The following is a 12432-nucleotide window of genomic DNA, read 5'->3' on the forward strand; positions in this document are numbered from 1 at the left end:
GTTGCGCGTGCGGTCTTGACTCATTTCTTTTGCGTTTTCAATCAGCCATCCAGGCAAAACCGCCAACTTTTCATAGTTATACTCGCCGATCACGCTGTTGAGTGCTGAGCCCGGCGGGGCTTGTTGGTCCTTCGAAAAGTACACCTATAACCGCTTCAGGAGAGATTTACAACATGCGCTACACAACCCGTACCACGATTGCCTCCATGGTCATGCTGGCCTGTGCCAGCCTGGCGCAGGCCGGCGAAAAAACCGTCGACAACCTGACCTTCTTCACCAACACCAAGGCCGCCTCGCCCGAAGGCGTGCTGAAGGTGAACGCTGCACGCTTCGGCCTGCCGGCGAACCTGAAAAACCTGGAACTGGTGGAGGTCAAGGAATCGCTGACCGCCAAACACTACCACTACCAGCAGATGTTGCGCGGCCTGCCGGTGGACCGTGCCCAGATCGTCGTGTCGATCGGCAAGAACGGCGAGCTGCAAAAGATCTTCAACGAAACCCGCCACATCTCGGCCAAGGCAGATGCCGACGCCGTCAACCAACTGTACAACAAGTCCAAGATCAGCGACGACGAAGCACTGGACAAAGGCTGGCAGAACATGAAGGTACAGCATAAGCTGGTTGCCCTTCCTTCCACCTCGCTGGTCTGGGTCGCAAGCAAGGATGGCGTGCAACTGGCGCGCAAGGTCAGCATCGAAGCTGAAATGCCGACCGGCGGCTTCGTGCAATATCTGAACGCCCATGATGGCAGCCTGATCGATTCCTACACCACCTCCCTGCCACGCACCAACAAGGGCGGCGAGCGCAGTCTCGCCGCGCGCGCCGCCGCGCCTGGCCAGATGCTGGACCGCAAGGCTGCCATGGCAACCGCGGTCGCCGAGGGCAAGGCCAGCGGTGGCGCGAGCAAAGCCGGGGCCAGCGCCGATGCGGTCGCGCCCCTGGCAGCATCCGGCATCAACGGCAGCGGCTATGCCTTCGATCCCGATCCACGCACCAGCCTGAACAACGACTCACTGACCGATACCTCGTCTGCCGCCTCCTTCGACCCGGCATACTCCAACAAGACCCTGCGCGACCTCACCGTCACTGCCGGTGTCTACAAGTTGACCGGTCCCTACGTCAACATCAAGAATATCGAGGCGCCAAACACGGCGCCAAGCACCACCACCAATGGCGTGTGGACCGCCAAGCGCGGCAACAACGCCTTCGACGACACCAATGTCTACTTCCATCTGGACCAGAACCAGCGCTACATCCAGTCGCTGGGCTTCACCGGCACCAAGGGCATCATCGAGCGCCCCTTTGACGTCGACACCGACGGCCTGAACGGCGACGACAACTCGCACTACAGCTACGGCGGCGCCACCGACTACCTGGCTTTCGGTCACGGCTGCGTCAACGACAGCGAAGACGCCGATGTCATCCTGCACGAGTACGGCCATGGCATCCAGCGCAATATCAACTCCAGCTGGTCCGGCGGCGACACCGGCGCCATGGGCGAGGGCTTCGGCGACTACTGGGCAGCGTCCTATTCCTACAGCACCCCGAACGGCAAGGTCTACCATCCCGAGTGGGCCTTCAGCTGGGATGGCCACAACTCGTGCTGGGGCGGCCGCATGATGAACCGCACCGACGCCAAGTACAACAGCAGCAAGAGCTATGGCGCGCATACCTCGGTGACCGAGAACGGCGTCACCTTCCAGTCCGACGAACTGTGGTCGGCACCGCTGTACGCTTCGATGGTGTCCCTGATCGCCGCCGGCAAGCCGCGCGCCAACATCGACAAGATCATCCTGGAAGCGCATTTCGGCCTGGGTTCGAACATCAAGATGCCAGCCATGGCGACGGCCATCGTGAACGCGGCCAAGACCCTGTTCCCGTCCGACCTGAGCTACGCCAACACCTTCCAGGCCAAGTTCGAGGCGCAGAACATCCTGTCGGCCAGCTGCACCCCGGTGAACATGTCTGAAACGGAAAGTAATAACACCATTGCGACGGCCAACCCGATCACCCAGTCGTGCACCACCGCCAGCGCCAACATGAGCGCCAGCAGTGACGCCGACTACTTCGCCATCACTGTTCCAGCAGGCAAGACCCTGACGGCTACCCTGACCCCGAATGCCTCTTCGGACTACGACTTGAAGCTGTACAACAGCGCCGGCACCGAATTGGCATCGAGCGTGAAAGGCACCGGCCAGGTCGATGCCGTAACGCGCGCCAACACGGGCTCGACTGCTGTAACCTTGTATGCCAAGGTGTATTACTACTCGGGTGGCACCGGTTCTTCCGGCGGCACCTACACCTTGAAAGCCTCCTGGTAATTTACAGCGCTCCCCCGCGCTATCGACCGCCTGGCCCCCGAGGGCCGGCGGTTTTTTTTCGTCCGATTTCGCTTACAATGGGTTCCGCTGAGTCCGTTAAGAGACCGAAAATGCAAACTGACCTGGGCAAGTTCATCCTCGAAGAAGCTCCCGGCGGAATCATTGCCACGGACGGTCACGACACCGTGATCTTCTGGACCAAGGGCGCGACGGAAATCTATGGCTACAGTGCGGACGAGGCGCGCGGCCAGCGGCTGTCGGAGCTGATCGGCATGCCGGGCCACCCGGTGCGCCAGGAATTCGGCGCCGATTTCGAATACCTGCGCCGTCGCAAGGATGGCCAGGCCGTATATATCGGCGCCGCCTGCAAGCCGGTTTACACCGCCCAGGGCGAGATCCAGTACATCATCCATAGCCAGAACGATATAACCGATGCCAAGGCGCTGCGCGATGCGCGCCAGGTCGAGTCGCGCTACCGCGGCTTGCTCGAGTCGATGCCCGATGCGATCGTGATGGCCAACTCCACCGGCCGGATTGTCCTGGTCAACAGCCAGGCCGAACGCCTGTTCGGCTTCGAACCGCGCGAACTGTTGGGCAAACCCGTTGAAATACTGCTGCCCAACCGTTTCCGCGGCGGCCATGTGGCACACCGCGCGCAGTACTTCGTGCAGCCGCGCACGCGCACCATGGGGGCGGGATTGGAACTGTACGGCTTGCGCAAGGATGGACTCGAGTTTCCCGTCGAGATCAGCCTCAGCATGATTCAGATGGAGGAGGGCGCCATCGTCATGAGCGCGATCCGCGATATCGGCGACCGCAAGAAGGCCGAGCAAAAGTTCCGCGGCCTGCTCGAATCGGCCCCCGACCCGATGGTGATCGTCAACGCGCGCGGCGAAATCGTGCTGGTCAATACGCAGACCGAACAACTGTTCGGCTACCAGCGCCAGGAACTGCTGGGCAAGCCGATCGAGATCCTGATCCCGGCCCGCTTTGCCGGGCGCCACCCGGCGGCGCGCAGCAGCTTTTTCGCCAAGGCCCAGCCGCGCGCCATGGGCGCCGGCGCCGAGCTGTATGCGATGCGCCGCGACGGCTCTGAGTTCCCGGTGGAGATCAGCCTCAGCCCCTTGAAGACTGAGGACGAACTGCTGGTTTCGAGCGCCATCCGCGACATCAGCGGGCGCCGCCAGATCGAGCGCAAGCTGCTCGATCAAAAGCTTGAACTGGAGCAGGCGAGCAAGGCCAAGGACCGCTTCCTGGCCAGCATGTCGCATGAGTTGCGGACCCCGCTGAATGCCATCCTCGGTTTCGGCCAGCTGCTGCACAATGAAAAGCTGCCGCTGTCGCAGCAGCAGCGCTACGCCTTTGCCGGCAACATCGTGCAGGCCGGTCAGCACCTGCTGCACCTGATCAATGAAACCCTGGACCTGGCCAAGATCGAGGTCGGCGCCGTCACGCTCTCGCTTGAACCTGTTGCGCTGGACGACCTGCTGCATGAAGCGAGCAAGATGATTGAGGCGATGGCCGATGCGCGGCAGGTGGCGGTTTACCTGTCCGAGCCGCGCGGCTTGTGTGTCCGGGCTGACCGCATCCGGTTGCGGCAGATCGTGCTCAACCTGCTGAGCAACGCGGTCAAATACAACAGCAAGGGCGGGCACGTCTGGATCGCCTGCGGCGAAGGCGATACGGGGCGCGCCTGGCTGGCCGTGCGCGACGACGGTCCCGGCCTTAGCGGGGAACAGATGGCCGGCCTGTTCCAGCCGTTTAACCGCCTCGGCCAGGAAGGTGGATCGGAAGAGGGCAGCGGCATCGGCCTTGTGCTGAGCAAGCGCCTGGCCGAGTTGATGAACGCGACCATCAGCGTCACGAGTTCGGTCGGGCAAGGCAGCACCTTTACGGTCGAGATGGAAACCACTGAACCGCCGCAACTGCCTCAGCAGCTAACGGAAGAGGGCGTCCCGGCCCTGGTACGCGGCTATCACAGCAAACCCCTGCTGTTGTACGTGGAAGACAATCCCGCGAACCTGAGGCTGGTGCAGGAAATTGCCAAGCTGCACCTTAACGTCGAGCTTCTGTCGGCAACGGATGGCAATGCCGGGGTCAGCATGGCGCGCGACTACTTGCCGGATGTGATCTTGATGGACATGAACCTGCCAGGCATCAGTGGGCGCGAAGCCCAGCGCCGCCTGCGGCAGGATACGGCCACGCGCGACATCCCCATCATTGCCCTCTCGGCGAATGCCATGCCGCTTGATGTGCAGGCCGCGCTGGAGGCCGGCTTTTTCCGCTACCTGACCAAGCCGCTTAACATCGGCGACTTCCTGGAAGCGGTCGGGGAAGCACTGGAACAGTCGCGTTAAGAACAGGTTTCACGTGTAACGGAGTCTGGAGTGAAAATCAATATTGCAGTCTTGCTAGCGGCCGGGGCGCTGTCCGGGGAAGCGAAAATGCTTGAAGTCAGATTTGCCGTCAAAGACACTGCGGGCCAGCCGGTGCTGCACATCGCGTTGGCCAACCATGCGGCGCAGCCGGTGAAAGTCTTGCACGCCCTGGCAAGCGAGGAGGAAATGTTCGGCAAGCTGTTCGAGGTGCGCGATGCGGCCACTGGCCAGTTGCTCGATTATCAGGGCATCATGGTCAAACGCGGGCCGCTGACCGAGCAGGACTACCTGTCGATGTCTCCGGGCGCGCATCGCAGCAACGCCATCGACCTGGGCCCTGCCTATGCCTTCAAGCCCGGGCGGCACGCCTACACCATCAGTTACACCGGGCATTACCTCATGGGAGGGAAGAAAGTACCGCTCACCGTGGGGCCGGTACGCTTCGAGCACACCGGCCGGTGAGCGGCAAGCCGCCGCTTATTGCAGGGCAGGCGTGTTTTCCGCGAAGTATTCGTGCGAATCGGCGTTGTCCACCGCCTGGCTCGGATTGCTGATCGCCAGCGCCGCCGCTGCCGATTGGCCGTAGGCGTGATCGTCGGTGCCCGCCACCACGTTGAAGTGGCTCATCTCGTGCACCAGCGTGCCGCCCTTGGAGTCGGTGCCGGTCATCGGAGCGCTCCAAAACGCCTTGCAAACATAGATCTTGTAAGGCTGGTTCGGATACACATAGGCGTAATAGCTTTGCTTGCAGCCGCAATCGACCGTGACCGGTTTGGTGTCGAAGGCGCTCTTGATGGCCGTGAAGTGGGATTTCACGGTGCTGTAGCGGCTCGAAGTATAGGTGCCGAACCACTTGGTGTAGCGTGGGCCGGTGTTGTTCGCACCCAGGTAGGCGTTGGCGTTGTTCGACATGCCTTGCGCCGCAGCCACGGCATTGGTGATGGTGGACTGCTGCGAGGTGGTGCAGCGGCTGAAGCTCAGGCCCGCAGTGGCGGTCGGTTCAGCGGGCGCCTTGGCCACGCTGCCGCGCGGCAGGGTGCCTTCGATCGAAATGGTCAGCGCATCCGAGCTCAGGGTGTCAGGCTGCTTCTTGTCCATGACCTTGCCCATCGGGTCCATGTGGCTGAACAGCTTGGCGGACTTGGTCTTGTAGCGGATCGTATAGTCGCCCGAGATGCTCATGTTATACATCTGCGACAGTTCGACCTGCACCTTGTACGACTTGCCCGGCTGGATCACGTAATAGTCCGCTGGGGTTGGCGCGGCACGCTTGACATGCATGCCTTCGTACGCCACCTTGGCGCCGTCGCGGGTCACTTCAAACAGGGATTCTTCAATATCGCCGAACGGGGTATGCCACTTCAGGACGTATTGCGGCACCGAGGAGGTATTGGTCAAGGTGACGTGAACGACCACGTCATCGCGCGGGCCCAGGGCGCGCTTGTCCATGCTGATGCTGGCAGACAGGCCGTCGGCCGCATACGCGCCCAGGCTGAAGGATGCTGCAAGTGCGAAAGCGCCAAGGTGTTTCAAGTTCATTCGTCTCTCCGTCCGGTTGTGGTTGGGGTGACCCAATCTTGACGGGGAGGCCGCGCCAATTCAATCGAAATCGGCGACGTGTCGCCATTTCAACAACGGTTCCGTTATGCCCTGGACACCAGGCGGCGGATTTGTCCAAAGCGGGACATTTGTAACGGGCTCAGGCCAGGCTCTGGCGCCGGATCGACATCAAAATGCCGCAGCCGATGCCGAGCGTTACCAGGGCCGTGCCGCCGTAGCTGAAGAACGGCAGGGGCACGCCGACCACCGGCACCACGCCGCAGACCATGCCGATATTGATGAAGGCGTAGGTGAACAGGATCATGGTGATTGCACCACCGAGCAGGCGCGAAAACGGTGTTACCGCGCCGGCGGAAATCTGCATGCCGCGCCAGACCAGCAAGGCGTACATCAGCAGCAGCGCAATCCCGCCCAGTAGGCCGAATTCCTCCGCGAAAACGGAGAAGATGAAATCGGTGGAGCGTTCGGGGACGAAACCCAGGTGGCCCTGGGTCCCGTCCATCCAGCCGCGGCCCGCCACGCCGCCGGATCCGATGGCGATCTTGGCCTGCGCAATCTGGAAGCCCTTTCCCGTCGGATCGGCATCGGGATTCAGGAAAGTCAGCACCCGTTGGCGCTGGAAATCGTGGAACAGGTGCCACACCAGCGGCACCGCCGCGATAGCGGCGGCCGCCAGCGCGGCAAGTGCCTTCCACGACAGGCCCGCCAGCACGATGACATAGAAGCCCGCCGCCAGCACCAGCATCGCGGTGCCGAAATCGGGCTGCTTGGCGATCAGGCCGACCGGAATGGCCAGCAGCAACGCCGCGGCAACGAAGACTTGCCAGCCCCGGGCGCCATCGAAGCGGTGGAAGAACCAGGCCAGCATCATCGGCATGGCGATCTTCATCATCTCCGATGGCTGGAAATCGTGGCCAAGATGCAGCCAGCGCGTGGAGCCCTTCTTCGTGACGCCGAACAGGAATACCGCCACCAGCAAGCCGACGCCAAGCGAATACAGCGTTACCGCATGGCGCATCAGCATCTGGGGCGGAATGCTGGCAACGGTCCACATCAGGACCAGCGCCATCAGCATATTGCGCAACTGGAGTTCAAAGCGGCCGGGAAAGTCGGCTGACGCAGAATACAGGGTGACCAGGCCGGTCGCCATCAGCATGCCCAGGATGGCCGCCAAAGGCGCGTCGACCGCCAGCACCGACCGCAGGCGGCGCCAGGAAATGAGGGTATTGTTCATTGGAGTGCCTGCAGCCAGATGACGCGGCCGGCCAGGACGGCGAAGCCTGCGAGGGCGAGCACGCCAAGCACGGCAAGGCGACGGCGGAATTGTTTCTGATCATTTTCCATGGCCGAAATTATAAGGCCAGGATTAGCGTTCCCGCACGTAACTTCCGGGCGCTTCGCATAGCCAGGGATAGGCCGGATGTGGCCCCGGCGCGGGGACGCGCCATTCGCCGCAGCGCGCATGCAGCCATGCGGCCCAGTGCTGCCACCAGGAACCGGGCACCGGCGTTTGCACCGCCAGCCAGTCCTTGGGGTCGCGGCCGGCGACCAGGGGCGCCGACCAGAATTGCTGCTTGGCGCTGCCGCCCGGTGGATTGATGATGCCGAGGATGTGGCCGGAGGCCGTCAGCACGAAATGCGCCGGTGCGCCGGCCAGGGCCGCGCTGCGGTAGGTGCTGCGCCAGGGGGTGATGTGATCGGCTACCGCGCCAACGGCGTACAGCGGCTGCCGGATGCGGCCCAGGTCCAGCTTCTGTGCGCGGATTTCCAGCGCATCGGGCTGCGCCAGTTTGTTCGCCTGGTACAGCTCGCGCAGGCAGAAGCTATGCGTGGCGTGCGGCTGCCGCGTGCCATCTGCGTTCCAGGCCAGGGGAGCGAGTGCGGGAGTGGGTTCGCCGAGCAGGTATTTGTGCACCACGTAGCGCCAGATCTGCGTGTTAGGGCGCAGCATGCGGAAGCTCCAACCTATCTGCTGCGAGTCGAGAAAGCCCTGGCGCGCCATCAGGCTTTCGAGCAGCGCTACGCTCTCGTCGTTAATGAAGCTGGCGATATCGCCAGGCTTGGAAAAGTCCGTGAGCGTGGCCAGGAGGGTCCAGTGAGCAACCGGAATATCGCCTGGTGCTTCGTAGCGGCGGTTCAGCCACGCCATCAGTGCCGCCAGCGCAGTGCCGCCAATGCAGTAGCCCACCGCATGCACCTGGGGCGCGCCCGCGATGGTGCGCGCCGCTTCGATTGCCGCCAGGATGCCGTCGAACAGGTGGTCTTCAAAGCTGACCTCCCGCATATTGGCACGCGGGTTCTTCCAGCTCATGACAAACACATCGAAACCCTGCTCCACCAGGTAGCGCACCATGCTTTGCCGCTCGGTCAGGTCGAGGATGTAGTATTTGTTGATCCAGGGTGGCACCAGGAGCAGCGGCATGGCCCGCAGCTGCGGGCATACTGGCGTGTACTGGATCAACTCCATCATCTGGTTGCGCAGCACCACCCGGCCTGGTGTCGCAGCAAGGTCGCTGCCAAGCCGGAACTGGGCCGGATCGACCATGCGCAAGTCGCCTGCCAGCAGGTCGCGCAGCCATTCCTCGAATCCACGCTTGAGGCTCGTGCCGCCACTGTCGAATGCGCGGCGTAGTACTTCGGGATTGGTCAGTGGGAAGTTGCTCGGCGCCACGGCATTGCACCAGTGGCGCAGCCAGAAGGCAGCGCTGTGGGCTTCGCGCTCTTCAACGCCGGGCGTATCGTAGACCTGACGTTCGAGCGTGCGGGTGAAACCGAGGTATTGCTGCATCAGGCTGTGGAAGAAGGGATTGTCGCGCCAGGCATCGTCGCTGAAACGGTCGTCACCCTCCGCGGCTTCGGCCAAGGGCGCGGGCATGCCCGTGGCCCAGGCCACCGTGGCCAGCTCCTGCCACGCCCGGGCCATTTCCACGGGATGCGCCAGCCATGCGGCGGCGACATTGGCAAATGGATTTGGCATGCAGGCCAGTATAGACCTAATGCGCCATCAGGACAGGAAGCGTCATGCTTTGCAGGACAGTGCGGGAGGTCCCGCCCAGCATGATCTCGCGAAAGCGGCTGTGGCCATAGCAACCCATGACCAGCAGGTCGGCATCGATATCCGCAGCGAAGGAGAGCAGGGCCGAGCCGACGTCGATCGCAGTCGCCTGCGAAGAGACTTCAACCCTGATGCCATGCCGGGCGAGATAGAGCGCCATATCAGCTCCCGGTTCGCCGCCGTGGGTGTCCGGCTCACGGCCGGCATTGAACACGGCCAGGGTGACTTTGGCTGCGCCCTCTATCAAAGGAATGGCGGCCGTGATGGCACGTGTGGCTTCCATGCTGCCGTCCCAGGCGACAAGTATGCGCTGGAAGGGCGCCTCGAAATGCCCGGCATAGGGCACCACCAGTACCGGCCGTGCGCTGTTCATGGCGACATATTCGGGTGTCTCTTCCTCCATTGGCGAGATCGGATCGTCTGGATTGACCTGGCTCAGGACAACCAGGTCGCCATAGCGCGATTGCAGCACCAGTCCATCCGCCGCCTGGTCATCGAGCAGGCGTGACTCGAAAGACGGCAGGTCGAGCATCTGGCACTGCGATTCGAACTTGCGCAGGCTGGCCCTGGCGTTCTCCCTTGCTTCGTTGATGCACTGGGCGGCCATGCTGACGCCCATGGCCGTGGCGTGGTCGGCATACAGGAAGCGCGAGATCCCGCTCATCGCGGCGCCGACAAGGCGCCCCTTCGACATGCGAACGACCTGGGAAGCAAGCCGCACACGGCGCTCGCTATCAGCGGAACTATTGACATGCACTACGACAGTCTTGAACCCCATGGCAGCCTCCAGGATGGATAGATGGGAAAAAGTCTAGGCTTTCGCGCAATCCAGCGGCATGATCTGGGTCAATTTCACTCTAATCCAGTAACTTGCATTAGCAAGAGTTGACTTTTAGATGAGAATGGTTATCATTTGCGCTTTCATATAAGAGCCAGCCTGTCCGCCAGCTATTAAACGTTTAACTAGCTGAGGTAACAATGGATAAGAAGAAGTTGGCGGTACTGCTTGGGCTGGCGTTTCCGGTCGCGGCATTGGCAGAGGAGGCGGCTGTGATGCCGCAAATCCAGGTCACGGCGCAAAAGCTGGACTCCTATACGACCGACCGCAGCAGGAGCGCAACGCCGCTGAACATTTCCGTGCGCGACACCCCGCAATCGGTATCCGTGGTGACCCGGCAGCGCATTGAAGACCAGGCGCTGCAGACCGTGACCGATGTCGTCAACAATGTGACCGGCGTGTCGGTCAACCAGTATGAAACCCACCGCGCCGGGTTCACCGCGCGCGGCTTCGACATCGATAACCTGCAGATCGACGGCGTGCCGACTACCTGGGACCAGCCCTGGAGTTCCGGTGAGGTCGTGGGCAGCCTGGCCAGCTATGAGCGCGTGGAAGTGGTGCGCGGCGCCACCGGCCTGATGACGGGCGCCGGCAATCCTTCCGCCGCCATCAACCTGGTACGCAAGCGAGCGGCCAGCAAAGAGCTGACCGGCAGCGCCGAACTTGCAATGGGCCGATGGAACGAGCGCCGGGCCTTGCTGGACGTTTCGAGCGGCGTCAATGCCAGTGGGTCGGTGCGGGCCCGCGTGGTCGGCGAGTACCAGCGTTCCGATAGCTGGGTCGACCTCTTGAAGAGCAAGAGCAACACTTTCTACGGCACCGTGGAAGCCGACCTGGGCCCGCGCACCGTACTGTCGGCCGGTTACAGCCGCCAGAAGAACGAGCCGAAAGCCCCGATGTGGGGCGGGCTGCCGTACTGGTACGCCGACGGCAGCAAGACCAATTGGGATGTCTCCAAGACGTCCGCCGCCGATTGGACCCGCTGGGAAACCGAATACGAAAACGTGTTCGCCAACCTGGAGCACAGTTTCGATAACGGCTGGAAGGTGCGCGCAAGCTTAAGCCAGAGCGACCGTAAGGCCGATTCCGCCCTGCTGTACCTGTCCGGCGTGCCTGACCGCGTGACTGGCCTGGGCGTGAGCGCCTTTGCCGGGTCCTACATCACCCACACCAGGCAGGACGACTTCAGCCTGCATGCAGGCGGCCCGTTCGCATTCGCAGGCCGCAAGCACGAGGCGGCGATTGGCTACATGCACTCGAAGCAGGAATTCAACGCCGACAGCCGTGCCGCCGATTACGGCATTGGCGGCCACCCGCCGGTGGGGAACTTCAACACCTGGAATGGCGCAGCCTATCCGGAGCCGAATTGGGGCGCGCCGACGTTCTATGAAAGCAGCGTGACCAGGCAGGCAGCGGTGTACGGCGTGGCGCGCTTCTCGATGACGGATTCCTTGAAAGCGATTATCGGCGCGCGCGTCACCAACTACGACAAGAGCGGTGTTGGCGCGTGGAGCCCGGCTTACCGGATGAAGCACGATCGCGAGCTGACCCCGTATGCCGGCGTGGTGTACGACATTAGCGAAAACCTGTCCGCTTACGCCAGCTACACCGACATCTTCCAACCGCAGAACCGAAAGGACCTGGCCGGCAATATGCTCGATCCGGTCGTCGGCAAGAGCTACGAAACCGGCCTCAAGGGCGAATTCCTCGACGGCCGACTGAATGCATCGTTCGCCGTGTTCAAGATCAAGCAGGACAAGCTGGCCCAGGAAGCAGGCACGGTTGACCGCGACGGCGCCGGCCCGCTGGCGAAGGAAGCCTATTATCGCGCCGCCAACGGCGCCAAGAGCGACGGTTTCGAGTTTGAGGTGTCGGGCGAACTGACACGGGGTTGGAACGCGACCGCCGGCTACTCGCAATTCAAGGCCAAGGATGCCGCAGGCTCCGACATCAACAGCGTCTATCCACGCAAGCTGTTCCGCGTCTTCACCACGTATCGCCTGGATGAGTTGACGCTGGGCGGCGGTGTGAACTGGGAAAGCCGCACGTATACGGTGGACCCGGCCGCACCGGCCGGCATGACAGGCCTGATCGAACAGGATTCGTTCGCGCTTGCCAGCCTGATGGCCCGCTACGACATTACGCAGCAACTGTCGGCACAGGTGAATATCAACAACCTGTTCGACAAGAAGCACTTCGGCATGTTTGCTGCCTATGGCGCCATTACGTACGCTGCACCGCGCAGCGTATCGGCCAGCCTGAAGTACCGTTTCTAAGGAG

8 protein-coding genes are annotated in these 12432 nt (G+C 62.4%); 4 read left to right on the plus strand and 4 right to left on the minus strand.

What is annotated here, in order from left to right; translation table 11 throughout:
- Window positions 1-173 precede the first annotated feature (173 nt).
- From ACWBU6_RS15860 to ACWBU6_RS15870, 3 genes are all read left to right on the plus strand, one after another.
- Window positions 174-2321 carry a hypothetical protein gene (locus ACWBU6_RS15860; RefSeq protein WP_452644377.1) on the plus strand — a complete coding sequence of 716 codons (2148 nt, stop codon included), beginning with the start codon at window positions 174-176 and terminating at the stop codon, window positions 2319-2321.
- 110 nt (window positions 2322-2431) lie between these two features.
- Window positions 2432-4678, plus strand: coding sequence for a PAS domain S-box protein (locus ACWBU6_RS15865; protein ID WP_452644378.1), 2247 nt, complete (start codon window positions 2432-2434; stop codon window positions 4676-4678).
- 30 nt (window positions 4679-4708) lie between these two features.
- Window positions 4709-5161: a hypothetical protein gene (locus ACWBU6_RS15870; RefSeq protein WP_452644379.1), complete on the plus strand. Its 453-nt coding sequence runs from the start codon at window positions 4709-4711 to the stop codon at window positions 5159-5161.
- Between the two features lie 15 nt (window positions 5162-5176).
- Here the strand turns inward: ACWBU6_RS15870 and ACWBU6_RS15875 are convergent, their stop codons facing one another.
- From ACWBU6_RS15875 to ACWBU6_RS15890, 4 genes are all read right to left on the minus strand, one after another.
- On the minus strand, window positions 5177-6238 hold the full coding sequence (locus ACWBU6_RS15875) for a M35 family metallo-endopeptidase (RefSeq protein ID WP_452644380.1): 1062 nt from the start codon (window positions 6236-6238) through the stop codon (window positions 5177-5179).
- Between the two features lie 160 nt (window positions 6239-6398).
- Window positions 6399-7493 (minus strand): rod shape-determining protein RodA, encoded by a 1095-nt coding sequence (rodA, locus tag ACWBU6_RS15880; protein ID WP_452644381.1) that lies wholly within the window; start codon window positions 7491-7493, stop codon window positions 6399-6401.
- A 132-nt stretch (window positions 7494-7625) separates the two neighbouring features.
- On the minus strand, window positions 7626-9236 hold the full coding sequence (locus ACWBU6_RS15885) for a PHA/PHB synthase family protein (protein ID WP_452644382.1): 1611 nt from the start codon (window positions 9234-9236) through the stop codon (window positions 7626-7628).
- Window positions 9237-9252: 16 nt separating this feature from the next.
- Window positions 9253-10092: a universal stress protein gene (locus tag ACWBU6_RS15890; RefSeq protein WP_452644383.1), complete on the minus strand. Its 840-nt coding sequence runs from the start codon at window positions 10090-10092 to the stop codon at window positions 9253-9255.
- 200 nt (window positions 10093-10292) lie between these two features.
- Here ACWBU6_RS15890 and ACWBU6_RS15895 point away from each other — a divergent pair, with 200 nt between their 5' ends.
- On the plus strand, window positions 10293-12428 hold the full coding sequence (locus ACWBU6_RS15895) for a TonB-dependent siderophore receptor (RefSeq protein ID WP_452644384.1): 2136 nt from the start codon (window positions 10293-10295) through the stop codon (window positions 12426-12428).
- The last annotated feature ends 4 nt before the right edge of the window (window positions 12429-12432 follow it).

This window comes from Pseudoduganella sp. HUAS MS19 (genome assembly GCF_053615455.1).